The sequence below is a fragment of the Loktanella sp. PT4BL genome (assembly GCF_003201935.1).
Classification (GTDB): domain Bacteria; phylum Pseudomonadota; class Alphaproteobacteria; order Rhodobacterales; family Rhodobacteraceae; genus Yoonia.
In genome coordinates, this window is record NZ_QJJL01000007.1 from 57,851 (window position 1) to 84,736 (window position 26,886).

The 26,886-nt window shown below is 53.4% G+C and carries 17 protein-coding genes and 1 pseudogene; 11 read left to right on the forward strand and 7 right to left on the reverse strand.

What is annotated here, in order from left to right; genetic code table 11:
* The 11 genes from C7964_RS20040 to C7964_RS16710 all read left to right on the forward strand — a co-directional run.
* Nucleotides 1-2,071 (forward strand): beta strand repeat-containing protein (locus C7964_RS20040; protein ID WP_181417225.1); only part of this gene is annotated, 2,071 nt, incomplete at its 5' end.
* Between the two features lie 80 nt (nucleotides 2,072-2,151).
* Entirely contained in the window at nucleotides 2,152-14,166 is a 12,015-nt protein-coding gene (locus C7964_RS16665; RefSeq protein WP_110280788.1) for a beta strand repeat-containing protein, read from the forward strand.
* A gap of 154 nt (nucleotides 14,167-14,320) precedes the next feature.
* A complete protein-coding gene (locus C7964_RS16670; RefSeq protein WP_286164019.1) occupies nucleotides 14,321-14,797 on the forward strand; it encodes a class I SAM-dependent methyltransferase in 477 nt (158 codons plus the stop codon).
* A 95-nt stretch (nucleotides 14,798-14,892) separates the two neighbouring features.
* A complete protein-coding gene (locus tag C7964_RS19785) occupies nucleotides 14,893-15,516 on the forward strand; it encodes a hypothetical protein (RefSeq protein ID WP_146214887.1) in 624 nt (207 codons plus the stop codon).
* A 48-nt stretch (nucleotides 15,517-15,564) separates the two neighbouring features.
* Nucleotides 15,565-17,253: a glycosyltransferase family protein gene (locus tag C7964_RS16680; RefSeq protein WP_181417226.1), complete on the forward strand. Its 1,689-nt coding sequence runs from the start codon at nucleotides 15,565-15,567 to the stop codon at nucleotides 17,251-17,253.
* Nucleotides 17,250-18,953 (forward strand): glycosyltransferase family 4 protein, encoded by a 1,704-nt coding sequence (locus C7964_RS16685; RefSeq protein ID WP_110280792.1) that lies wholly within the window; start codon nucleotides 17,250-17,252, stop codon nucleotides 18,951-18,953. Before C7964_RS16680 ends, C7964_RS16685 begins: the two co-directional genes overlap by 4 nt.
* A gap of 128 nt (nucleotides 18,954-19,081) precedes the next feature.
* Nucleotides 19,082-21,187: a glycosyltransferase gene (locus C7964_RS20365; RefSeq protein ID WP_353652426.1), complete on the forward strand. Its 2,106-nt coding sequence runs from the start codon at nucleotides 19,082-19,084 to the stop codon at nucleotides 21,185-21,187.
* 4 nt (nucleotides 21,188-21,191) lie between these two features.
* Nucleotides 21,192-21,503, forward strand: a complete 312-nt coding sequence (locus tag C7964_RS16695; protein ID WP_220000191.1) for a DUF6447 family protein — start codon at nucleotides 21,192-21,194, stop codon at nucleotides 21,501-21,503.
* Nucleotides 21,503-21,742 carry a DUF6447 family protein gene (locus tag C7964_RS16700; RefSeq protein WP_110280793.1) on the forward strand — a complete coding sequence of 80 codons (240 nt, stop codon included), beginning with the start codon at nucleotides 21,503-21,505 and terminating at the stop codon, nucleotides 21,740-21,742. Before C7964_RS16695 ends, C7964_RS16700 begins: the two co-directional genes overlap by 1 nt.
* 6 nt (nucleotides 21,743-21,748) lie before the next feature.
* A complete protein-coding gene (locus tag C7964_RS16705; protein WP_110280794.1) occupies nucleotides 21,749-21,973 on the forward strand; it encodes a DUF6447 family protein in 225 nt (74 codons plus the stop codon).
* Between the two features lie 12 nt (nucleotides 21,974-21,985).
* Nucleotides 21,986-22,546 carry a hypothetical protein gene (locus tag C7964_RS16710; protein WP_110280795.1) on the forward strand — a complete coding sequence of 187 codons (561 nt, stop codon included), beginning with the start codon at nucleotides 21,986-21,988 and terminating at the stop codon, nucleotides 22,544-22,546.
* A 29-nt stretch (nucleotides 22,547-22,575) separates the two neighbouring features.
* On the opposite strand, the gene C7964_RS16715 is transcribed toward C7964_RS16710, so the two are convergent.
* From C7964_RS16715 to istA, 7 genes and pseudogenes are all read right to left on the reverse strand, one after another.
* Nucleotides 22,576-22,911: a helix-turn-helix domain-containing protein gene (locus tag C7964_RS16715; RefSeq protein ID WP_110280796.1), complete on the reverse strand. Its 336-nt coding sequence runs from the start codon at nucleotides 22,909-22,911 to the stop codon at nucleotides 22,576-22,578.
* Nucleotides 22,886-23,167: a BrnT family toxin gene (locus tag C7964_RS16720; RefSeq protein ID WP_110280797.1), complete on the reverse strand. Its 282-nt coding sequence runs from the start codon at nucleotides 23,165-23,167 to the stop codon at nucleotides 22,886-22,888. Before C7964_RS16720 ends, C7964_RS16715 begins: the two co-directional genes overlap by 26 nt.
* A 68-nt stretch (nucleotides 23,168-23,235) precedes the next feature.
* Nucleotides 23,236-23,664, reverse strand: a complete 429-nt coding sequence (locus tag C7964_RS16725; RefSeq protein ID WP_110280798.1) for a ProQ/FINO family protein — start codon at nucleotides 23,662-23,664, stop codon at nucleotides 23,236-23,238.
* A 141-nt stretch (nucleotides 23,665-23,805) separates the two neighbouring features.
* Nucleotides 23,806-24,087 carry a type II toxin-antitoxin system RelE/ParE family toxin gene (locus tag C7964_RS16730; RefSeq protein ID WP_110280799.1) on the reverse strand — a complete coding sequence of 94 codons (282 nt, stop codon included), beginning with the start codon at nucleotides 24,085-24,087 and terminating at the stop codon, nucleotides 23,806-23,808.
* Nucleotides 24,084-24,371 carry a CopG family ribbon-helix-helix protein gene (locus tag C7964_RS16735; protein WP_146214888.1) on the reverse strand — a complete coding sequence of 96 codons (288 nt, stop codon included), beginning with the start codon at nucleotides 24,369-24,371 and terminating at the stop codon, nucleotides 24,084-24,086. The genes C7964_RS16730 and C7964_RS16735 overlap by 4 nt, the downstream gene beginning before the upstream one ends.
* A gap of 212 nt (nucleotides 24,372-24,583) precedes the next feature.
* On the reverse strand, nucleotides 24,584-25,366 hold the full coding sequence (istB, locus tag C7964_RS16740; RefSeq protein WP_110280801.1) for an IS21-like element helper ATPase IstB: 783 nt from the start codon (nucleotides 25,364-25,366) through the stop codon (nucleotides 24,584-24,586).
* A 25-nt stretch (nucleotides 25,367-25,391) separates the two neighbouring features.
* Nucleotides 25,392-26,762 (reverse strand): annotated as a pseudogene (istA, locus tag C7964_RS16745) (IS21 family transposase); the annotation flags it as partial.
* Nucleotides 26,763-26,886 lie beyond the last annotated feature (124 nt).

Consider the following 26,886-nt stretch of genomic DNA (forward strand, 5'->3'; position numbering starts at 1 on the left):
CACCACCGCGGGCATCACTGTCACGACGGATGCTGGTGATGACACGGTCACTGCGGGCTCTGGCAATGACAACATCTCGACGGGTGCAGCGGATGACACGATCGTCATGTCCACAAATCTGACCGCTGACGACACGATCACGGGCGGAGATGGCAATGACACTCTGACGTTCCAAGACAATGGTGGTGGGACCGACGATCTGGACCATGTAACTCTTGTTGAGACGATCACCTTGGGCAATGCCAACACAGAGGTCGTGACACTTGATAGCCTGGTCGCAGCGGGTGCTACGCTAACTGTAAATGGCGCCGCGCTCGTTGGGAGTACCTTGAACTGGAATGGTTCTGCTGAGCTTGATGGTAATTTCTCGATCACTAGTGGTAATGGGGTTGATGTGATCACAGGTGGTGCCGGTAATGATACGATTATTTCTGGTCATGGCACCGACACCCTGACTTTGACCGCAGGTAGCAACGTGGTAAATGCAGGCAGTTCGAACGACACAGTCTACGCTGGCACTGGTAATGACAACATCGATGCGGGCGCCGACAATGACCTTATCGTGTTTAATGGGACGAATACTCTCACTGCTGATGATACGGTCGATGGTGGTGGTAATGCGGACAAGGTGCGTGTTGATGTAACGGCGCCGATCTCCTTCACCCTCGATGCCGATTTCACGAATGTCGAGACACTGGAGCTGGCTGATCAAGATGCAGATGGGTTTGATGTCTCCATCACGCTGGCGTCGACTTTCGACAATGGTGTGAACCTGTTCATCGACGCATCCAGCTTCGATAACCACATTGTGGAAGGTGCCGAGACACTCAACTTGAACGCTTCTGCGGTCAACAATGGTGAAAGCTTAAGTGTCCTTGGCGGCGCTGCAAATGACACCGTCTTCCTTGGGGTCGGAAACGATACTGTTGACCTCGGAGCAGGTAACGACCGCTTGAAGATCGATATCGACGATCTGACCAGTGCAGACGTGCTTACCGGCGATAGCGAGACCACTGCTGATACTCTGGAGTTCACCACGGCCGGTACGATTGTCGACGCTGACTTTACCAATGTGATTGAGTTCGAAACTTTGGTTCTGGCCAATGGTACGAACAACGTGACCTTGGATCTTGAGGCCTATAACGGCGGAAACGGGATTGTTTCCGTGGTTGGCGGTACTGGTAGTGACACGATCACAACTTCCCCAGACGATGCAGCTCGGGACAGCCTCACTATCGACCTCAGATCTGGTGGTGCCGACACCGTGCGTGTGATGAACGGCGGCTCTGTCATCGTGAACGATCTTGTTGATACCGAGACTGGGTCGTCGTCGGTCGACCAACTTGGTGGAACGGTTCTGGATGGTTTCTTCGCCTCCTATAAGGCGCAGAATATAACCACCACTACGCCATTGACTGATAGTGAGTCCGTTTCGGGAGACGATACGACTGTAACGGTAAGCGACAATGACGCCACGATTTCAGGTGATCTTCGGTTCACTGGAACGAACACAGACACGAACTCAGAGTGGAGAACCGCAGGCTCTGATGGTCTTGTGGAACCTGGTAAGTCTTTCGTGACGATCGAGGGTTTCACGGCGGGTGCAGGTTCGGGTTTTGACAGGCTCAATCTTGATTGGGTGACGTCTGGCGGCACCGTCGTGAATATGTCTGGAGGTGCGTTCTTCAACAATGTGACTCTGAACTCTACCATCCTGTCCGGTGCAACTAGTGGATCGGTAATCGAGGTCAGCAGTGCCACGTTCCAGTTGAGTGATTATACCAATCTCGAGTCAGTGGCTGGTCTGTTGAGTAACAATGGCGCAGGTAATTCGCTCCTTCAGCTCGCTGATGGCAACTACTCGCTCGTTATGTATGATGATGACGGCACTGGCCTGATTTCGGACGCGTACATCTACAATATCACTGTTGATCAAGGTGATGGGCTTGACTTCGAGTCGAATGAGCCGTCGACCGGAAACTTCAGCTATGATGCAGACTCCATCGAACTCGTAGCCGTTTTGAATAGCGTGCAGTCGGATGCGCTCACCGGTAACAACTTTATCGCGTGATCAAAATACCTGGCGGACCTAAGTGCATAACTTGGGTCCGCCCAACTATCTGTATTCTAAAATAAAAAAGGTAGAAAAAGATGGCAGTATTTCGTTCCGACATTGACGAATATCTGTGGTGGATATTTAATGGGTTCGGAGATGTCATCTTCCCTTGGGAGCGACTGTTCAGCGGACAATCCGCTGCAAATGACTTGGTCATCATTAACACACCGCCGACCATGTTTCGGACTGGCGCGGCTATGGTTGACCTGTTCGATAATGCAACGTCCGCGCTCCCGAAAAATCAGGACCATGTGGTTTTTGGTCAGTCTGGTGACCACGTCATGGCGTTGCGCAACGTGGAGTACGTTTCAGCCTATGCTTCGAACCTCGTTGACTTTTATCAATTGGATCACTTCGGCTTTACAACTGATGGGTCAATTAGGGTTATTGAAGCCGATATTGGCAACCATCTCGTTACCTTCGAGACTGCTGCGCGTGACTCCTCCCTTATTCTCGGCGATGGATTTGACCGCGTAATTGTAACTGATGATCCTGATGTGGGTATCGTCACCTATTGGACCATCCGTCGTGAACTTGACAATTCGGTTAAGGCCTATGCTTTGTCGACGGGGAACGTTGTTGAAATAGAGGGTGGCGACGCCTCTCGTTGGGCCACCAACCCTGGTACTAATTACGGTGAAGTTGAGCGTCTGACATATTCGGAGTTTCGTACCGGGGATGACGTCGACCTATATCTTGGCAAGGGGGACATTGGGTCGTCGTACAATCGCGCAGGATTCGAGAACATCGATCTCAGCACGTATGATATGACCTCCTCGCCGGACACATTTTTGCACGCTTCCTTCGGATCGATTAACTTCTCTTCCCGGAACGTATTTACTGGCGCTGCAGTTATTGAAGAGTGGAATGGGACTGAGGAAACAGCCGAGCAACAAAGTGCGGCTTATCGGTTCTCGACAACATCCATTCTTGCGGTGGATCATAATCACGATCTGCTTGTTGCTCAGCAAACTGATGAAATTGATGGACACCTACGCCTTTATGTCCGGGATGAAACATCGCGGACATATAATCGGTTTAACGAGGTCTATCTCGGGACCAACGCAAACGATGTCAACGCAAACACAGGTTCGACCACCAGTCGGAACGGAACAGCAGAGCAGATAAGCCATACAGCCCTATATGGATTTGATGGTAACGATACGTTGCAGGCTGGCGCTGGAAATGACTACCTGTTTGGAGGCACAAGCACCTACAGCACGATTGTCATCACAAATAATTTGGGCAACCAGGTAACTGGGGGTGTCGGTTCCGACCATTTTGGCGTGGGCAATGTCGTGAGTGGCGCCAAAGGGGACGTCATCATGACGACCTCTTTCGCGGGACGGCTTTCTGGAACCGCGCCTTCTTCTTCAAGCGATACTGGTAAAATTTCGCGGCTGGACACCTCTGATAGCCCAGATCTTGTGACACGTGTCGGTACCGACCGGATTACGGATTGGACTGCAGGCGTCGATTATTTGCGTGTGCTGGCGAACGGCACAGCAGTCATCGAAGGTCTTGGAAGTGCCAATGGCGCTGGTGGCGCTTATGTCGTCGATACAATTGGAAATGAGGCTGAGCGTATCGACATAAGTGGCGGTCGCGTCAACAATGAGGGTAAGATTGTCGCCCGTGGTTTAGGCGGTGTCGACACACTTATTGGCAGTGCTGGCAATGATTGGCTCTATGGTAACGCGAGCACCAACTACTATTCCATTGGTCAGGGCGGTAACGATCGCGTTTACGTCGATCAGTTTGATGGTAGCCGCAGCAAGCATTATGTTTCTGGATTTACACGGTCGACTGGCTCAGCCGAAGATCGTGATCTTGTTATGCTCAACAAGAAGATCATTGACGCGTTCTATTCAGGGGGAGCAGGACGGTCAGCTTTGAAGCTGGATGTCGACGCAAACTATACAGCTGCGCAGGCAAAATCTGGTGGTATTAACTACCTTTATAACTCGTTTTACTCTGGTTCCTATGCGAGCAATAACGCAACCCATGATGCGGCAGACGGTGGCGCATATTGGGAAGGTGGAACTGGCGCAGACGGTACCAGTTCATTCATTGGCTTGGGCATGGCGATCGCCGGTCGTGGGATGTTTGCGATCCCGTTTGTCGGGCCGATTATTGGCGGTGCGATGATTGCGGCCTCGATCCCAATCGAAGGTTTGGGTTTTGATCCGTCTCCGACGCGGGAGCACCGAAATGCAACCTATGATGGGGTAGTAAACGCCTATTTGAACGTTTTGACTGACAGTTACGCCGGAAATGGTGTGACCTTAAACACGACTGTTGGCGTCAATGATACTGGTGTGCGTTTCTTGGATTTTTTCCAGAATGCAGACGCAGGCGATGGCTATTTGCCGGTGGTAGAATTTACGGCGAATTCGGGTGGGATATACGGTTATTTTGCGCTGCATTCGGATGACGAAACATTTGTTTACCTTGTCGCTTCAAGCGACAATATGGTTGAGAATTCTGAGGCTATCTTTGTTGCTGAGGTTGATGGTCGCCTGCGTGCTGCTGATTTCGGGATATATAATGGTGAGCAAGACGTTTATAACTACGGCATAGCTCCAACTGTCGTTATTCGTACCCCAACGGTTACAAATGTCAGGGACAGTGCCACGCCAACAGCCGACACTGCGTTGGACGATGGTGTTCTGGCGGACGTCATAAATCCGATACTGATTTCGGGCAATGTATCGGGTGATTTGGCAGCAGGTTCTTATTTCCGTGTTTATGATGGGCCTACCAAGATTTATGATGGTGACACCCCGGTGTCGGCACCGCAGGTTACGCTCAATCTGGTTGGGACGAATTTCACGTTCACCGATAGTCGAGCGCTTGGCACAACAGTCGAGAACACAACCAAGACCGGAACAAACGATACCTTCGTATTGGCTGATGCCTATGTGAGATATACTGTTGAGTTGGTGGATGGCGAAACGGGCATCCCCACACGCGTATCCGTGCGTGACATCAAGGTCAGCGGTGGGAACGCGATTATTGATGGGGGTGGTGGTTCCGACATCTTGTTGGTCACCGAGACCAGCACCTTCCTGAACAATATCAGTGAAGTCCGTCTCATCGGGATGGAGACGATTGTCTTGGCTGGCGCAGTCACCATCGTGGACGGTGTCCAAACGCCAACGCCCATCAATCTAAGCCTGGCCAACCAATCCGAAGGTTTTGAGGTGTTCAGCGGTGACGCGGGCGACACCATCGTAGGCTCTTCGGGCAATGATACCATTTTCGGCGTAGGCGGCGCAGACTCGATTATTACGGGCATTAGTGCGGACGTGGTTGTCTATTCGACCTCTTATCAGGTGGTCACGACCCTTGTCGGCGAGGTTGAAACGAATACCACGACCGACACGATCCTTTCTTCAGCCGCCCAGAATCTGGCAGCTGATGTGACGGTGGATGGTGGGGACGGGGTTGATACCCTCCGCTTTGACACTGACCGCTATGATGGCAGCACGCTGATGTTCTCAGCGCCCGTCGCGATTTCCGACGTCGAATTCGCAAAGGTCATCCGCTTTGAAAACCTTGTGCTGAATGGCACAGGAACCCAAGCCGTGACACTTGAAGCCAACGCCAACACAGCCTTTGCAAATGGGATCACTGTGACCACGGCTGCGACCGCAACCAGCCTGAACTTTGATGCGTCCAATGCAAGCTGGACCCGCACAGCCCATGTGACCGGTACCAACAATGCCGATACGATCACCGGAGGGTCCGCCAATGACACGTTGATTGGTGGCGCCGGCAACGACACAATTACCGGAGGCGCCGGGAGCGATAATCTCTCAGGCGGCAACGATGCTGACACCTTTGTTTTAGCCGATAATCTCACATCTGCTGACACGATCACTGGTGGCGACGATGGCACCAATACCGACACGCTGACATTTACCGATGCTAACGGCGCAGCAGATGAGTTGAACAATGTCACCGGGATCGAAACGATCACGCTGGGCAACACGACCACCAATGTCGTGGTGACAACAGTGGATGCTTTGGTCGCCAGTGGTGCAACGCTGACGGTGAACGGATCATCCCTGACCACGGGGACGATGACCTGGAACGGTGCTGCAGAAACCAACGGCAAGTTCAGCATCACGGGTGGTGGTGCTGCGGATACGATCATCGGCAGCGCGGGCAATGACACCATTGACGGTGGTGTCGGGGCCGACAGCATCACTGCGGGAGCGGGTAACGACAGCCTGCTAGGTGGCGCTGGGAATGACACCTTTGTCTTGGGCGTTCATCTGACGTCCGCAGATACGATCTCCGGCGAGGGCCACAGCGACACGTTGACGTTCACCGATGCCAACGGGGCGGCGGATGATTTGAACAATGTCACCGGGATCGAGACGATCATACTGGGCAACACCACAACCGACGTTGTTGTGACGACCGTGAATGCAATGCTGATTGCCGGCACGTCTCTCACAGTAAACGGTACTGCGTTGACCACTGGCACGCTGACGTGGGACGGCTCGGCCGAAACCAATGCCACGTTCAACATCACGGGTGGCGACGCGGCGGATACGATCACCGGCGGTTCCGTTAATGACACGATTTCGGGCGGAACTGGCAACGATGTCATCACAGGGCGCGGTGGCCTTGACAGTCTTGATGGCGGGGCCGGAAACGACGTTTTTGTGTTCGCTTCAGCGGCAGAGCTTGCAGCCGATTTCACCGTGATCGGCGGGTCTGAGACGGATACGATCCGTATGGATACGGGGTCTACCGCTCTCACACTTGCCGATGCTGACTTTGCAGATGTCATCCAGGTCGAGAATCTCGATCTGACAGGAACCGCCGCGCAGACCGTCACGCTGGGTGCGCAGACGAATGAAGCATTCGCCTCTGGCATCACGATCACGACGAATGCAACGGCGGCAAGCCTAAACCTTCAGGGCAGCGCATCAACCGTATCTATCAACGCAACCGGAACGAACAATGCCGATACGCTGGTCGGCGGCTCTGCAAATGACACGCTCGATGCCGGCAGTGGTGGTGGGAGTGTGTCTGGCGGCGATGGGGCCGACACGATCTACTGGTCTGGTACGGGCAATACGACGATTGTCGGTGGGGACGGGGATGACTTCGTAGATCCGGCAACGGGGCAGACAGGCGCAGACAGCATCGATGGTGGGGCAGGGAATGACACCATTTACGGTGGTGGTGGTAGCGATACCATTCTTGGGGGCATCGGAAACGATAATCTGATTGGTGAAGATGGTTCCAATGTCCTCTGGGGGGGGCAAGGAGCTGACACCATTTCTGCGAACAATGGTGCCATTGATACCGTGATTATGGTCGGTGATCTGTCGACCGCAGATGCAACAAAACTGGCAGATGTAAACGCCACTCTCGATGCTTTGATGGGATATAACTATCCTGACGTCGGTACTGGCTACGTGAGCGATGTTGATCCTTCTGATGCGATCGCATTCGATACGACATCGGGAATAACCGATGTCCTTTATACCTTCGGTACGCTTGATCTCTCTGGCTTGAACATTCAAGGGAGTTACTCAATTGTTGCACATTCAAAAATCACGCTGACCGAAAGTCAGCTGAATGCTGCAACGTCAATCACCTTTGTTGGCGCCTCCAGCCATGAAATTGTAGTTGTGAATGACGACCTGTCTGCCATAGACGGCATGGATCAGCAGGTGATTGTTGAATCTTGGGCTGACCAAGGCGCACAGCAGCTGAAATTCTTGCAGGGCAATGCCGCAGCCACGGCAACGGGTATGACTGTTGGCGGAAATAATTATCTCGCTGCTTCGAATCCAGTATCGCCGATGCTTATTGATGAAAAGTTTGAGACTCCGGTTCGTTCAGCGGTCGCAGCCGGTAGTCCTTTTGTAACATCTGCTGGTGTACAGAACCTCCGTTGGGATAATGCCAATGTCGGTGGGACAATTGCAAATTTCGCATTGAGCGGTGATGAGTTTATCACGACATCTGGTCGAGCTTCGTCAAAACGTGTTGAGATAAATGATCGTTTTGCTGGCGCAAACTTTATTACCTACTTTGAACCTGGATATACGCAGCTGCCGATTCCCAGCACCTTCGGAAGTTTTGGTGACGACGCGGTGCACCGTGAACAATTCGAAGTGTTCAACGGATCATACGACGTCCGGACGGGTATCTTCACTGTTGAGAGATCGCCAGATTTTGGGACTTCAACCCGAACGGAATATACGCTGATTATCTATGATGATGATCCTGCAGCCACTGTTGGCGATGTTGAGGGCATTGTCGTGGCCAATCAGTTACTCGAACGGTCGGGTTGGAGTACAGTTTCACCGCGAACAGCAAATGCTAAGCTGCAATATGGCAATACTGCGTTGGATAATAGCGGGTCTTACAATTACATATACGGGACTGTTGGAAACAACGGAGCGTTAACCACGACAGCTGATATCGACTATATCTACGCCCTTGATGGAAACGATTATCTGACTGGTGGCGCTGGTGACTTTCTGTTCGCTGGTACGGGCGCTGATACCGTCGTCAGCGGCACTGGCGAAAACCTGATTGATCTGGGCTATACTTTGGCAACCTGGAGCACGGGCGATGACGCGCAAGACATCGTTATCGTGGGTGCGGGCACCTCGCAGCTTGCCGGGGCGAATGCCTATGGCCATCTGACCGGCCAAGATTACGTCTACAACTTCGAGTTTGATCTGGACATTCTGCGCGTGGTCAAAACCGGCGTGGCCAACTTTAATCATGCCGTCAATACAACCCTTGGCGGGGCGTCGACCACATCGGGCCAAACTGCTGCAGCCTTCAGCGGCACAACTTTGACCGTCGATCTGGATGCCAATGGCACGCTCGGATCAGGTGATGTCGTTGTCACCTTTGATCAATATCACGCAACACTCGGCACAGGCCGCGTGCAATATGACCTGCTTGGCACATCAGGAAATGACGTCATCGTCGGCGGTGGCCTGAACGATACGATCAGGGGCGACGATGGCGATGATACTCTGACAGGCGGCGCTGGTGCTGACAGTTTGAGTGGCGGCAACGGCAACGATCTGCTGCTGTTCGCAACCGTTTCGGATGTGTTGGGGGATTTAACCGTTCGTGGCGATAGCGGTACAGACACGATCAGGATCGCATCCCAAATCACCACGGCGGTCAATTTGGGGACCCAAGCGCCGATCACCAGTGTGGAGCGGCTGGAGCTTATGGGCGGCTCCACGGCCTATGTCACGCCGGACACCAGCATGACGCAGATCGTGTCGGGCGCAGCCGGATTGGTGCAACTGTCGGCGACCGGTCAAGCCGTGACTGGCAGCGCGGGCAATGACACCGTCAAGGTGATCACAGGTGTGTCATCATCATCTGACCTGATGGGCGGAACAAACACGGTCGTGGTGACCGATGGCGCCAATATCAGCGCCGCTACCTTCACCGCAACGGGGGGAACGGTGGGCTATGACCTTGATCTGGCCCGCACGACCACAATGACCATCGCGCAACACGCGCTGATCACCAGCGCGGCCGGGTCAAACATCGTTACTCTTTCCGATGCGGCGGACACGAATGGCATCAGCTCTATCGAAGCTTATGTTCTTGCAGGGGGTGATCAGCGATTTACGCTGGCCTTCGCGAGTCAAGATGTAACGACTGGGTCAGGTCACGTTGTGATCGACACTGGCCCCACGTTGACAGCCTTTGTTGCCACATATGACTATTTTGACAACGGACTGGGTTGGCAACGCAATGTAACGTCACCAGAGTTCTCTACTGCGGCTGATGCGCTGCAATTCGTCCTTGATCAGAAACAAGCGTCGCATCATCCTGATCCAATCCTGCAATACACAACTCAAGTTCAACCGACAATGGATGCGGTCATAAACGGCACCGCTGCGACAAGCTTGTCCATCAATCTGGGGTCGGAAGTTGACCTGAGCACTGCTGTTATCACGGGTGTAAATGGCAATCAGGATGCCGACTACACCATCACCATTGACGAAAACATCAATGCCACAATGACCGTGGCGCAAAACGCGCTGATCACCAGCGCAGGCGGCTTCAATATCGTGACCCTGTCGAATGCAGGCATCGCGACCGGCTTTGGCGGGGTTGAAGCCTATGTTTTGGCCGATGGCACCAACACCTTCACCATGGTGGCAGGCAACAGGACAGTCACGGGCGGAACTGGCGATGACATCGTCGAAGGGTCTTCCATGGCGGATTCCATCACGCTGGGTGGTGGTGACGATATAGTGGTCATCTCAGCCGCGACCGATGCCGCTTTTGAAACCTATGAGGGCGGCGATCATGTGAATGGCGACACAATCCGCGTGACGGGCACCGGAAATGTCGACCTCTCCAATGATTCAATCACCGCGTTTGAAAAGATGGATCTTGGCACCGATACCGGCGCGCAAAGCGTGACCATGTCGATCAGCCAACGCATCGCCCTCAGCGATATTTCGGCAATCGCGCAGGATGTTGTCACCGTCAAAGGTGTCTTTGATAACAGCCTCGACTACACGGCCTTGGCGCAGGGCAATGCCACGATCATTCTGGATGATAGCGACAATAGCGTGACCATTGATGTCACGGATGCAGACAATATGCGCACAGGCGGCGCAAAGTTTGCCAGCAATGACACGATCACCATCGCCGCCACCGAGGCAGTTTTGGCCAGTGTCTTTGCCACCCCCGCCAATTACAGCACCACTGCGCTCGGTGGCGCGGCTATGGTGCTGAATGATAGCGTGGATAACACGATAACGATCAACACGGACCAATTCTCTGCTTTAAGCGCGCAAGGTATCAAGTTCGCCCCAACCGAGGATATTATTCTGACGGGTGTTTATGGCACCGCGACAGATTGGAGCCTTTGGACGACGACACAAATCGGTGGAAACTCTGTCACACTGGATGACAGTGATGATCTGGTGACCATTGACCCGACTGATCTGGCCTTGATGAATATTTATGGGCAAACATTTGTTCTAGGTGATGACGTCACTTTGACCACAGGGTCAACCACAGATATCTCGTCCATTCTTTGGATCGATAATCTGACGGCCTCGTCCAACAATATCGACTTGACCGGAAATAGTGGCCCCAATGTTTTGATCGGAAATAACGGGTTTAACCAACTGGCCGGTGGTGTTGGCAATGACACGCTGACCGGCGGTGGGGGCAAGGATACCCTGCTTGGCGGTGATGGCGATGACACGCTGGTCGTGAATGGCACAGCGGATATTGCCGCTGGGGAAATCTATGACGGCGGCAATGACAACGGCGACGTGCTGTCAGTAACGGCTACAACGAACTTTTCCGGCGTTCAAAGCATCACCAATATTGAAACCATTCTGTTGGCAGATGGTGTCGCAACGACGTTTGACGCGCAAACACTCAGCGGGCAGACCATGCAGATCGTCGGAACTGGCGACAATGGCGGGGAAAGCCTGACGGTAAACGGAACGGCCTCAAACAACATCATCAACCTGTCTGGTATAACCGTGGATGGCAACGACATCACCGGCGCGGTCATCAACGGTCTAGACGGCAACGATACCATCATCGGTACGAACGGTGCAGATACCATCACCGGCGGTGCTGGGGCTGACGTATTTAAATATACGGACACGGGTGACACGACGACAACCAACACAATCAGTCAGATGGATGTGATCGAAGGATTCAACATCACTGAAGATAGCTTCGATTTATCATCGCTTGGCGCCGTGTCAGGACTGACAGCGACCGTCGATCCCACTGACACCGATAGCTATGTGATCTCTTGGACATCCGGGGGTGTGACCAATTACGTCTATGTCAAAGACACTGGCGTGACCGGGGGCCTGACACTCACGAATAACGGAAGTGGGTCTGTAACCGCGACTGCAACCGCAGCGCCAGCTCTGGCGATTTCGTTGATTTCGGTTTCAAGCACCGGGATCACAACGCAAGGTGATGGGCCGCACCGTGCGTATTTCACCCAAGGGGACACAGCACCAATCAGAAATGATAGCACCACATACTACACGCAATCGACCAACGTGGGCGCGAGCACCAATTATACATTTGCACTTGCGGATATTGATGCGGCAGATTCAACAGTCCGTGTCGGACATGTGGCGATCCAAGAAACCAACACTGGTGTGAATACATATCTAGACGCCCACGTTTACATCGGTGGAGCGACTGATACAAATGATACCATCGTTGCTGATATCTCTGGCGGACTAACCACCCTTAATTATGCCATTGTTTATGCGCAGGGTGGTGATGACACTGTGACGGGTAGTACCGGAAATGACTATATTTTCGGTGGCTCGGGAAATGACGTTATTGATGGTAATGGCGGCGTAGATATGCTCGTTGGAGGTATCGGTAATGATGTGTTCATTTTCGTGGATGATGACGCCATAGGTGTAGCCTCTAAATCTTCAGTGCAAGGTGGGGATGGAACCGACCGTATTAAATTTACGTCAGCATTAAATACTATCCCGACCTTGGGTGGCGATGGCAATTTTCACGCCGTATTCTCCAACGTTTCAAGTGTAGAGGAAGTCGAATTAACTGGTGCCAGCAACATAAATCTTGGTGAGACATTCGTAAGCATTGGTGTCCCAAAATTTATTACAGGCACTGGATCGACAACCATCCGGTATGATGACAGTGCGTTGGGCATGGTCACTGTAGACGCCGCTCAGATGGCTGATGGGAATATTCTAACCCTGACTAAATTTAATGCAGATGCAGTCGGCTCATTTAACGTCGTCAACTTACAAGGTGATGTAAATGCGAGTACATTGACTGGCGCATTATCAGTCACTGCAGCTTCAGGCAGTGGATTCGCAACATCAATCACTGGTGGATCTGGCGATGACGCTCTGACGGGAGGTACGGGCAATGACACCATTAGCGGTGGTGCCGGGAATGATGTGATTGATGGTGGTCTTGGTGACGACAGGCTGGCAGGCGGAGCGGGTTCCGATGTGTTTCGTTTCTCGTCGTCTGGGAATGGCTTGGATACCATAACTGATTTCGTCGCTGCTGATGGCGATGTGCTGGATTTTAGTTCGATTACTGACCAGCATGACGTATATAATTCCGGTACAGCCGTTGCAGAGGGTAGCAGTGGAGAAATCACGCTCGCATCAGTTAACGGTCGCTTTGTATACTTAAGTGTTGCCGACGTCAGCACAGCCGATATTTCGGAGGCGAGCCTATTTGGATCAGGCCAAGAATTCGCAGCTGAAGGAACGCCTTCACCATTGGACTTTGTCCTGGCCGTTGGCGAAACCTCTGGAACTGATGGTGTGAAAATCTATCAAGTTTTCGACGGAGCAGATCCCAATGACATGACGATTACGCAGATTGGCTTGGTTTCAAGTGTCTCATTGGCTGATATAGATCCAACTAATAACTTGGATCTAGGAACTGCTCCAACAACAAACATAATAAGTACTTTCACTGTAGACAACACTTCAGGAGATCAGATTGTTACTGGTTCACCGGCGTTTGGAACGCGTTCAGGTTACCAAAATATTACTAATTTTGATACGTCTGCCGGCGATAGAATTGAAATTTCAAATCTTTCATTAAGCGCAGGCAGAAGTTTTGATGGTACATTGGCTTCTATAAGTGTTGTAAATACAGATTCTTCTTGGGGCGCGGCTGGTGGATCCACAGTGGAAGGCTCGGCGATCTCTTCATCAGCAGCAATATTGAAGGCAACTGGAACAGCCCTCGGTATGGATAACATTGATCCAACTTTGGCGGGTTCTCTTGCTCCACCTCTTGATTATGCGTTTGACCTTACATCTTTGTTGGATCAGGAAAGCCTGATCGTGCTCATTGAGGCCGATGACTTGGATAATGATGCCTCGACAACTCAATCATGGCTCGCATTGTATAGGAACGAAGGGATCGATGATTCAACTGCGGGCAGTGGGGGCGCCGCTGATTTTCAGTACCTTGCCCTCATAAGCTATGAGTCCACTGATGTTTTAGACCAAACCAGTTTTATCTTCACGTGAACAAGCTAACGGATCACCCCTTCGTATGAAGCTACTCCACATAGGCTGCGGTCCAAAGCGAAAGGATCAAACTCTTCCTGCCTTTCAGTCAGATGAATGGCAGGAGGTGCGTTTTGATATCGATGAAGGTGTAGAGCCTGACATCATTGGGACCATGACCGATATGTCGGCTGTTCAAACAGGTTCGATGGATGCGCTGTTTTCTTCCCACAACGTGGAGCACCTTTATCCGCATGAGGTGCCGGTCGCCTTTGGAAAGTTTCACAGGGTGCTGAACTCTGATGGCTTTGCGATAATAACCTGTCCGGATCTCCAATCCGTCGCCGCGTTGATCGCGGAAGATAAGCTTCTTGATCCGGCTTATGTGTCGCCCGCTGGCCCAATCACTCCGCTCGATATTGTCTTCGGCCATCGAGGTTCAATGCAGCGCGGCAACCTTTACATGGCCCACCATGTTGGCTTTACGCAAACGGTATTGGCAGGAACATTGCGTGCTGCAGGGTTTGGCGCGGTTGCCACGATCCGGCGACCCGAGAAGTTTGACCTCTGGGCCTTTGCAATGAAGCGGAGTGTGGCTGGGGATGATCTTAAACTAGAAGCACGCAAGTATCTGAACTTCGTGGCGGCATAGGAGAACCGAATGCCGCTGTTTAAAGCTCCAAAAGGGTCATTTTTGCGAAAACCGCTCGTTCTTGCGGGTGGCGCTGCATTGGGAGGAGTTGAACTGTGAGTGATAATAGCTCAATCTGCAAGAAACACACCCTAATAAGTGGGACTGGGCGCTGTGGCACCACTTTCCTAATGCAGTATTTCACTGCTTTAGGTCTCGATACAGGCTATGATATTGATTATGCGCTGGGGTCACCCGATACCATAAGTCATGCTGGCTTAGAGCGACGCCTGAGTGATACTTTTTTGCCAGAATTTATTAAGTCGCCTTGGATTTCTGATGATTTAGAGATGTATCCAGACTTTCCTATTGAGTTAGCTATTGTTCCTGTTCGCAATCTTTTTGATGCAGCCGAAGCAAGGCGGCGAGTTTTTTCTGAAGCTCAAGCTGCTGGAAAAAATCCTCTTTCGCATCCTGGCTCGCTTTGGAAGACTGGTGATTTTAAGTATCAAGAATCTTTATTGGCACTTCAATTTTTTAAGCTTATTCATGGTCTATCCTTGAATGGATGTAATATTATTTTTTTAAATTTTCCAAACTTTGTTTTTGATCACGGCGTTCTTTTTAGTGGTTTGGAGTGCGTTTTGAAAAAAAGGAATATTACTTATGGGAAGAGTGAGGCTGCGTTTGATTTGATTTCCGACCCCTCAAAAATCCATAGCTTCAAAAGTAGTGATTGATAGGTTTTTCATCCGGTGCGCGTAGAAGCCTTCGAAGGGGAGTTTGATGTGGGCTATAAGAGACTGACTGGGAAGAATTATAGGGATGTTCTGACGGATTTACATAGAGATCTAAGGCCTAATTGGTACCTAGAGATAGGAACAGAGAAGGGCGAGAGCGCCTTGTTGGCCGACTGTAACACGATTTGTGTGGATCCTAATTTCCAAGTTCGTGGTGATATTGTTGCAAAGAAACCATCTTTGTTGCTATTTCAGGATACTAGTGATGAGTTTTTCAGGTCGGATTTTTTGAAGGCGCTAGCGGGAAAGATTAACCTATCTTTCCTGGATGGTTTGCACTTAGTTGAGGCGCTGCTCAGAGATTTTATCAACGTAGAGAAGCTTATGGCGCCTGGCGGTGTGATAGTAATTCATGATATAGTTCCGATAGGTTATGCTGCTGCAGAGAGGGTTTGGGATCGCAGGAGAACTGGCGATTGGACGGGAGACGTTTGGAAGATTGTACCAATTCTAAGAGAACACCGGCCAGATTTGAAAATAACGGTACTTGACTGCGCTATGACTGGTCTTGCCGTAATAGAGCGACTGGATCCGTTTAGTGGTGTTCTGTCTGAGAAATATAATGCTATCGTAAAAGAGTGGGTCAATGTTTCGCTGGACGATTATGGAGAAGCAGCTGTTTTTAGACAGCTTTCCATTGAATCGAGTGTGGGCTGGAGTGTTTCAGATGAGGATGCACCATCCAATGATAAATTAGCGGTAAATTTTGATCTGCCCAATCTCGAAAATAAAGGTCAGTATCACCTTGCTATAAAGATACCGGCTGCCACAGAAGCTGTAAAGGAGAACTGGGGCGAATACCATTTTGGCGTTTCGTTAAAGGCTGCATTTGAGAAGCTAGGCCTTCGTGTTCGAATTGATTGCGTGGATCAGTGGTATACTAGGCGCGTGCCAGGTGAGATTGAACTTGTTTTGCGAGGCCCTAAACCTTATTCTGCCTCAGAAGGCAATACCTGCGTCTTTTGGATTCTTTTTTCTTGGCCAAATCTGTCCAAGCGTGAGTTGAGTGCAGCGACGCATATTTTTGTCGCTTCTACACAGTTTTCTAAAAACGTTGCGTCCTCCGGTTTTGGTGAGCGCACAAGTGTTCTTTTACATTGTACTGATACAAATATTTTTCATCCGGGAGCATGTGAACCTGAGGTTAGCTCTGAGCTTCTTTTTGTCGGAGTGCAGCATCCGGAGCGTCGCTATGGCGGCTTAGTCAGACAAGCGGTTGCTTCTGCCTTACCTATTACTGTGTATGGACCTAATTGGGAGGGGTTGCCCGATGGAATTATAAGGGGGCATCGTGTAAAAAATAAAGATCTCGGTAGATATTACCGGAGTGCGCGTGTAGTCCTGAATGATCATTTAGATGTTATGCGTAAACACGGATTCTTGAATAATCGTATTTTTGATGCACTCGCATGCGGTGTTCCTGTTATTTCGGACATGATAGGGCATTTAGGTGCTCATTATGAGAGTTGTGTTTTTCTCGCGCGTAATGCTAATGAGCTTAAATCGGCGTTTAAACGAATTGAAGATTTTGATGATGTTGATCGAAGAAGACTTTTGGAAGTGTCTTCTTTGGTGCGTAGAGATCATAGTTTTGAAAATCGCGCGGCCAAAATTTATAGTATAATTTCCCCGTTCTTGCTGTCAGCTTCGTCGGGTCATATTGGGGGGAGGCTATGAACGCTGCAATCTTCTACCACCCAGAAGCGTATACAACGACCGGCCCCAAGCTGATGGGCCGCAACGCTGCCGGCGAAAGTTTCCTACGCGGTTTGTTGCAGCATAGCCGTGCAGAGCAGTTTGCTGTTCAGGTTATGGAACGCGCCCATGCGCAAAGCTTTGCAGATGCTGCTCAGAGCCTAAATCGTAAAGAGCCGGTGGCTGTTGTCGAAAAGTCTAACCTTGGCAACTTGCGTCATCATGGTGTCGTCTATCATCCCGGTCCTGGCATTGCAGAGCATGCACGGCAACGCTGCTTTTGGGGGCATGGCGCATGGAGCCTATGCGGTATCACGCATACCACGAGCAGTGCACGTGCGATGGACAGCATCACCCAGCTTGTTACGGCGCCTGTTCAGCCATGGGACGCACTGATTTGCACGAGTTCCGCGGTCAAGAATAACGTCGAGTTCCTGCTAGAACGTGAAGCCGACAACCTTCGTGATCGTTTGGGTGCCTCGCGGACAGTGTTACCTAAGTTACCGGTTATTCCGCTTGGAATTCATACAGCTGACTTCGTTTTCGGCCGGGCGGCGCGTGCAGAAGTCCGGCGAGCCTTGTTTATTGCTGATGATACTCTTGTGGTGATGTTCATGGGGCGCCTGAGCTTTCACGCCAAGGCGCATCCGCTTCCGATGTATCTGGCGTTAGAGGAGGCAGCGCGGCGATCAGGTCAGAATGTCACGCTCATTGAATGCGGCTGGCATGGAAACGAATCCATTAAGAAGGCCTTCAATGCCGCAGCAGCCAAGCTCTGCCCCAACGTCCGTGTCCTTACCCTAGATGGTCGCAACGCTGACGAGCGCGCCAAGGCCTGGGCCTCGGCCGATGTATTCTGTTCCTTATCTGACAATATTCAGGAAACCTTTGGGATTTCTCCGATCGAAGCCATGGCCGCGGGCCTGCCGGTCGTTGTCTCCGATTGGGACGGTTGCAAGGATACGGTGCGGCATGGTGTAGATGGGTTTCGTATTCCCACCATTATGCCAGGTGCCGGCTTGGGCGGCGATCTCGCTTTGCGTCATGCGCTTGAGAATGATTCCTATGATATGTACATCGGTCATGTTGGCAGCTTGACCGCTGTCGATGTTGAGGCGACCACCGCAGCCCTCACGGCTTTGTTTGAGAGTGAAAGCCTCAGGCGCAAGATGGGAGCGGCCGGGCAAGCGCGAGCATGCGAGGTCTATGATTGGGCGCGTATCATCCCGCAGTATGAAAATCTCTGGACGGAACTGAACGCCGAACGTACGCGGATGGCGGGCAGTGCGGCCATCAGGGCAAGCTGGCCTGCCAGGCCGGACCCATTTGCCGCTTTTGAAGCCTATCCTACGCATATCCTGACAAAAACAACCCAGTTGGAAGCCGCTGTCCCAGATGCCAATGTGCTCTGCGAGCAGGTTGAGGCGATGCGGGCCCTTGCAATGGTCAATTTCGCGAAACTTGTTTTGCCCTCAATAGAGGAGGTCAGGATGGTCCTTACCCGTTCGGTTGAAGGCTCGGCGCCTGCGATTCATCTGGTACGCGACATCGCCGCAGAACGGCGGGCGCATGTTTTCCGGGGCCTCGGCTGGCTATTGAAGCTTGGGGTTTTGCGCTTTGTCGATGGCACCGCCATGAAACCAGATCATTCAGCCAAACCAAATGCCGCAAAACCCGCATGACCCTTGCGCAGGTATCAAAGGGTAACAAGATATGGCTCCCGGCCGAGCCAGGGGTTAAAAACCCGGCGCTCTCTGCCCGGCTGACACAGAAGTTTCTGCAGCCCGTGCTGCCCGCGCTTGAGGCCTTCTTGTTGGACCTGCGCCGGCAGGTTGACTTTGAACTGACAGCCACATCGCCACAAAAATATGGGAAATCTTATCCGCTCAGCCAATGCCTTGAGATTTCGAAGGCCGTTCAAAAGCTGGTGGGGACCGTTGATGCCAATCAGTTGTCAGGGCCGGTCTTGATCGGGTGTCTGGCGCTACGAGGGTTCCTGGCGGCCGGTGGCGAGATGCGCCGCGTCTGGGGGGATCTGCGCGGATCTTATTTCCAGAACGCGTTTCAGATCGGCACGCTTTATGTCGATGTTGCCAATGATACGGTCGTACCCAGCAAGCCCAAAGTCGAGATCCTGCCGTTCGAGGCCTCTGGCCTTGTTGCAATCAAGGATTACAGCCATTTCGCAAAGATTGCAGAAAGCTATTGGTCGGTCACGGCCTGGCCCAACCATGTCTATCCCGAAATTGCGCCGTTTTTCCCTCTGCTGATTGAAACGCAGGTCGGCAGCTTTGAGCTGCGCGACCCGGGTGGCTATATGATGGGCCTCAACCTGAACCGGGCATTCAAGCCAGCAGAGGCTTATCTGACCAAAACCGCCATGCCGGAAGAAGTCAGAGAACGCGCAGCCTATGATCTGGCACCGCTTGCCATATCCTTGCCAAACGCATCCGCTGCGGGTCGGCATGAGGGGCTGAAGGCGCTACAACGTTACCGCAGCAAGGCCATGCATCGCGACCCGGTGGCACAGAAGCGGTTAACCGAACGTGGGTTCGCGGCCAATCGTCTGTTCCAAACCGCTGCCAAGTCTCGATCTGCCACGCCTGCACCCACAGAAAAGTCAAAGAAACCACCCATGAACATCCTCTTCATCCACCAAAACTTCCCCGGTCAGTTCAAGCATCTGGCACCTGCGCTGGCCAAAGGCGGGCACCGCGTGGTTGCTTTGACTATGCAAAAGGTCAAGGAAACCCGCTGGCAGGGCGTAGAGTTGGTGCCATATAGCGTGACCCAAGGCTCCACACCCGGCACACATCCGTGGGTGGTGGATTTTGAAACCAAGATCATCCGGGCCGAAGGCGCGTTTCGGGCCTGTCTCAAACTCAAGGAGCAGGGGTTTGAACCCGATGCCATCATCGCCCATCCCGGCTGGGGCGAAAGCCTGTTTCTGAAGGAGGTCTGGCCGCAGGCCAGGCTCGGCATCTTCTGCGAGTTCTTCTATCTGGCTGAGGGCGCGGATACCGGGTTCGACCCTGAGTTTCCGGTTGAGGATGTGGCGGGCAACAATTGCCGCCTCAGGCTCAAGAACCTCAACAATTACATGCATTTCGATGTCGCTGATGCTGCCATCGCGCCGACGGTTTGGCAGGCCAGCACCTTCCCGGAGCCGTTCCGCTCAAAGATCACCGTGGTGCATGACGGGATCGACACGCAGGCGATCCAGCCAAACCCCAATGTCAGCCTCAAGCTGCGCCAAACCGGCTCGGACAAGCCACTGACGCTGTCGCGAGACGATGAGGTGATCACCTTCGTCAACCGTAACCTCGAACCCATGCGTGGCTGTCACATCTTCCTGCGCGCGCTGCCCGAATTGCTGAAACAGCGCCCAAGGGCCCAAGTAATCATCGTCGGCGGCGACGGGGTTAGCTATGGCGCAAAGCCCACCGTTGAAAAGAACGGCGCAGCATCGTGGAAGGATGTGTTCATCAACGAGGTACGGGGCCAGATCCCGGACGCGGATTGGGCGCGGGTGCATTTCGTGGGGCAGGTGCCCTATGCCAATTTCCTATCGCTCCTCCAGCTCTCTACCGTCCATGTTTATTGGACCTATCCCTTCGTACTGAGCTGGAGCTTGATTGAGGCAATGAGTGCGGGCGCGGCCATCGTAGCCAGTGATACCGCACCCTTGCGCGAGGTAATCCAGCATGACGAAAACGGTCTTCTGGTTGATTTCTTTTCGGTGGGGGGTGTTGTTCAGTCGATCTGTGGACTATTAGACGATCCCAACAAACGAGAGCGGCTTGGGGCTGCTGCAAGGGGTGCCGCCGTCACAGGTTATGACCTCAACACCGTTTGTCTGCCCAAGCAGCTGGCTTGGGTTGAGGCGCTTTCAAATCATCATCAAAGAAAAGGATAAAGACATGGCTAGACGAAAGAAGACAGCGAAGCCCGCTCAGGATAATGAAATTACAGAGATCGTCAGCGACGCTATCGGCGATGTGGTGGCAGATAGCGCCGCACCGCCTGATGCGCCTAAAAGCCCAAAGATCGTGATTGACGGCGTCGAGTATGATGCCACGCACCTGAGCGATGCTGCGAAGGGAGCCGTCGCAAGTTTGCAATTTGCGGAAGCTAAGATCATGGCGCTACAGAACGAGCTGGCGGTTTGCCAGACGGCCCATTTCGCTTATGTGAAGGGCCTGAAGGCTGAGCTGAAAGATAAGGAAAGCTGATGACTGGTACACCGCCGATCCTGCGCCTAGACGGGGAGGACTACGACCTCTCCAAAGCCTCGGAGGAGGCCAAGGCACTCGTAGAGCGGTTGCAGCATCTCGAGCGCCAGTTTGAGGAAAAAAGCAATATTATGGCGCTGCTGACCAAGGCAAAAAATGCCTATATCGCGGACCTCAAGGCAGAAATCATTAAAAACAAAACCGGCGTTGATCTCTCGACGCTGTTTGACGAGGAGTAAAGACCCATGCCCAAGTTCACTGTTGATGGCATCGACTACAACACCGAAGACCTGAGCGACAATGGCAAGGCGCAGCTGGCTAGCTTGCAGTTTCTGGAATTTCAGATGCGCAAGATTAAGGACGAGATCGCCGTCTACAACACCGCCAAGGCCAGCTATATTGCCGGGCTGAAGTCCGAGTTGGAGAAATCGAACGCAAAAGTTGCTGATCCGGCGCCAGCGTCCAAATAAGGGCAATTGCCCATGAATGATGGGACCCAAGACCTGCCAAGCGGCGCTCCCTCAGAGGAGCGCCCTTTCGCCGTTCAGACATTCACCGCGCGCTATGATCCGGCTGAAGACCGGATCTTCCTGAACGCTGTGGATGCGACGGGCGCCAAGCAGGCGATCTATCTGACGCGCCGGCTGATGGATCAGATCATTCCGATTGTGGCAAAGCACCTTGAGGAAAAGACGCCAAAGGGTGTGCCGGCAGATGTCGTGCAATCGATGACACAGGAGCGTGTGCGGCAAGCCCGCAAGGCTGAACCACCGGCAGAACCAGTGCAGGCCGATCTCGAAACCCCGCGCTGGCTCTGCACCATGATCCAGATGAGCAAACAGCCAGCAGGTCTTGCTGTAACCCTCACCGGCGAGGCCGCATGCAAAGCTCAGATCCCGCTCGCCGACCCGCATCTGCGCACCGTCCTCGACATTTTCCGCAACAGCTATGCCAGGGCTGGATGGGATCTGCGCGTGTTTCCAGAGTGGCTCGGGTCAGCGAAAGCCGCGGCGGGGCAGGGAGCGCAGGTCAGGCTGAATTGAGGATGATGTTATGTGATAACATTTGACAATTACTGCAGCGCTGCCAGCGCAGTTTCCGGTGAGCGGTCCAATATTCTGAACAGCGCCTTAGCGGCCCCTGTGGGAGCTCGTTTACCTTGCTCCCAGTTGCGGATCGTGTCCAGTGACACATTGATCCGTTCCGCGAGTTCCTGCTGCGTCAGCCCTAAACGCTTCCGCACCTTGCGCGTGTAACGTGCTGCATCCTGAGCTGCCTCGGCCTCATCTTCAGCGATGTGATGTGTAATATCGGCTTCTGTCGTTGCATCCACGCGACCAGCGTCAAACCTGCCCTGAGGCAAAGATTTGGGCTCAGAGAGATCAATTGTTACCCGATGCGTCTTCATATGCCCTTACCTCCCGTGCGTTGGCCTTGCGAGCCGAAATAATTCGAATGGCAGTGCTACGATACGTGAACACGACCACGAAAAGCCGCTCGTCTATGCGGCCGAAGAGCTGGTATCGTTCCTCTCCGTAGCTTTTCCGCTCATCTTGGCGGATCATACGTTGCGGATCGAGAAAAACCCGGATCGCATAAGCGAAATCAAACCCGCGCGCGGCAAAGCACTCGTCGCTATTGGCTGCATCCCACTCGAATTCCATGATCTAAGGTAGCCCATTGAACGACTTGCGTCAAGACGCAGGCCCTCGTAGCGCGCGGTTCAGGGCTTTCACACCCGCGAGAACTGCCGCTGGACGGCAGTCATCTGGGCCTTGCGGTTGCCGATCTTCTGCTGTCGCTTGAGGTGATCGAAGCGCCGCTGCCAGTCGTCGCGCTCGCGGTTCGTGATTTCACCGGCGCGTTGCATGTCAAGGTCGTATTTCGCCTCGCCCTTCAGCATGGCGTAGTGGTACTGCACGCGGCGCTTGTAGCGATCGATGGCCGCTGCCACATGCTTCGCGCGCTCATCGTGGTCCGCGATGCCGTGACGCTGGCAGAGCTGCTCCGCCGCATCGTCGGTCAGCGCCACTGCCACGGGCAGTTTGAAGATCGGGGGCAGGGCATCGGTGCCGTCCAGGCCCAAGAGATCGGCCAGCCCCTTCTGGAAATTGGCGAGAAAATCGGGGTCGAATTGACGGAGTTGCAAAGGATTGGTCATAAGTGTCGTCTTACCATATTACATGGGCTGAGTGGCGTTCGTGGAGTGCGCTGTCTTTCGAGACCAGCGGTACCTGCATAATTTCGGCTGCCGATCTCAAAAAACTGATGGGGGACAGATAGACCACCTCGGATGATGTATTCAATAATCCCCGCCTTGGCGCGTGTCCCACAGGCGTAAAACTTCGATCTGAAGCGGCGTGACCCGGTAAACAATCGTGAACGGCGTGCGCGGGATCGACAGTTCACGAATCTCCGTCTGTGGCTCACCACGTCTTCCTGCAAAGGGATTTGCTTCGAGGGTCGCGATGGCGGCTTTGAAATGGACGCCTGCCTTGTCCGCCCCTTCGGAAAATACCGCCCTGTAATAGTGCCGGAACCACTTGAGATCCTGCACTGTACTTTCCAGGAACACGACTTTCATTGGGTAAGGGGACGCTCGATATCTGCCGAGGGCTCAGGTCCCTCGTTGTCACTATCCCAGCTATCTATCCAGGCGAACATCGCCTCGCTCGAAATGAAACGCCCCTTTTCTGCTTCCTGTAGAGCCGCCGTGATGGCGTCGCGTTTGGCCTGCCGTGCCTCTACCAGTGCACGGATGGCGCGAACGGCGAGCTGAGCGGGTGGGCGCTCATCAAGTGCGGCCTCATATTCTAGGGCTTTCTTGAGCGTTTCGTCGATGCGGATGGTGTATGGGCTTGTCGTCATGACTGCTCCCTCAAGGTCTGGTATTACGAGAACATACATTGTCTTGCGCGCATTCGCAATATCGAGCTAAGCGAACACGCGTGTGCTTACATCTCACGCCCGTACCACCTGATGCGGATTTCAGAATTACCGGACAGCGATTTTGCTAAATCCCGGACAGCCATTTCAGTAATTACCGGACAGTTCGGGCGCGGCTGATGGTCTGCCTGCAGTTATGTTTCTGATGGCATCGTTTCGCGGTTTTCCATGTGGGTCAAGTTCTCGTTTTGATCCTTTCTAAGCATACTGTCTCCCTTGAGTTCGATACGATGGGCATTGTGAACAATTCGGTCCATGATGGCATCTGCGATTGTGGGTTCGCCGATCATGTCGTGCCAACCTGAGACGGGCAGTTGGGCGGTTATGATTGTAGAACGCCTCTGGTAACGTTCCTCGAAGAGTTCGAGTAGATCGAGACGCTGCTGGTCTGTGAGCCCGTGGGTCCCCCAGTCGTCGAGAATGAGCAGTTGGACGCGTGCCAGCTTATCGACCAGCTTCGGGAAGCGTCCATCGAGGCGGGCCATGGCCATGTCCTCAAACAGGCGGGGCATGCGGACATAAAGCACGGTGTGATCCAGGCGCGCAGCTTGCTGCCCAAAGGCGCAGGCCAGCCAGGTTTTGCCGGTGCCGGTCTGGCCGGTGAGGATGATCTGTTCCTTTGCCTTGATCCATTCGCCCTGCGCCAGCGCGAGGACCTGACGGCGGTCGAGCCCCCGGCTGGCGGCGAAGTTGACGTCTTCGATGCAGGCATTGGGGAAGCGCATTTTTGCATTCCGCAGCCTGTTGCTGAAGCGTTTGTCGGCCCGTGCTGAAGCTTCACGGTCGAGCATGAGACCAAGCCATTCGTTACGCTCAAGGGCTTGACCCGGGTCCTGTTCGGCAAGCGCCTTCCATGCCTCTGCCATGCCTGTGAGGCCAAGTACGGCCATCTGATCGAGGGTGGGATGTGTCAGCATGTGATGATCCTTTTTGTGCTGAGGGTTACTGGTAGTAGCCAGCGCCGCGGATGTTGCCGTGGGCCGGGGTGGCGGTGATCGGTTGCGGCGGTTCCGGAGCCCGGTCCAGCCCTGTGACGAGGATGGAACGCACTAAGGCACATGAGACGGTCCCGACTGTCAGGGCGCGATCAGAGGCTGCTTCCAACCTCTCGGCCCCAAACTGGCGCTGGAGGCTGAGCACGCCGAGGGCGGATCGATAGCCCTGTTCGGGATGCGGCCTGTCGCGCATCAGGCGCTCGATAAGCGCGGCCGTGTGATAGCCTGTCCGGGCTGCGCGGGTGATGAGGCTTTCCGGCGTCATGCCACCATAGCGCTGGTGCGCCTTGGGCATGTGTTCCTTGATGGTCGTATGGCCACCGCGCGTCCCACGGCGGTGGTGAACCGCCACGCGTTCATGATTGTGGAATATCTCAATCATACGGTGGGTTAGCCGGACATCGACCTGTTGACCGATCAGACGATGTGGCACGAAATAGAAGCTGTGCAGCACCTCGATATGATAGTCGGGATGCACCTTGGCCTGCTTCCATTCCGCATACTCAAAAGGCGTATCGGGCAAGGGGCGCAGGGCAGCATGCTCGATCTCTGCAAAGAGTTCCTGCCGGGAGCGGCCCACCCGCCGCATGGTTCGCGCGTTGAGATCCGCGAGCAACTCGGCAATGGCTACGTTCGGCGCCGCGATGGAAAAGAACTGCCGGTTGCGCAGCCGGGCCAGGATCCAGCGTTCCAAGATCAATACGGCCCCTTCAACTTTGCCCTTGTCGCGTGGCTTGCGCGGCCGTGTGGGCAACACGGTCGTGTCGTAATGCGTGGCCATGTCGGAGAAGGTCTTGGTCACCGACGGCTCAAACCAGAGTGGCTTGGCAACGGCGGCCTTCAGGTTATCGCAGACGATCGCTTTAGGCACACCGCCGAAGAACTGAAGTGCACGAACCTGCGCATCGATCCAGTCGGGCAGCTTCTGGCTCAGGCTGGCCCACGCAAAAGTGTAATTGGATGCGCCCAGAACCGCGACGAAGATCTGGGCGCGATGCGCATCGCCTGTCGCTGGGTCAATCACCGGGATGGTATGACCGGCATAATCAGTATGCATCACCGCACCCGCATCATGACGATTGCGATACCGAGGGCTGATCCAGGTCTCAAACTCCTGATAACGCGTGCAGAACCAAGTGTAGCCATAGCCGTCAGGGTGCGCTGCCCGGTACTCCTCCCAGAGCAGCAGCAACGTCACATCCTTGTGCTTCATCTCGGCCAGCATCTTAGGCCAGTCAGGTTCTGTCAGATCACGGGATGGACGCCCGACCCGCTGGAACAGCACCCGCTGCAACTGTCTGACGTCAGCACCTGTGGGACATATCTGAGGATTTGAACAAGGGACGATTTCTGGTTCATCTTATCGATTAGGAGATCGAGATAACGAAGAATACCGAGGTAGGTCACCTTCAAAGTAACAAACATCAGACCGTTAGAGCTGA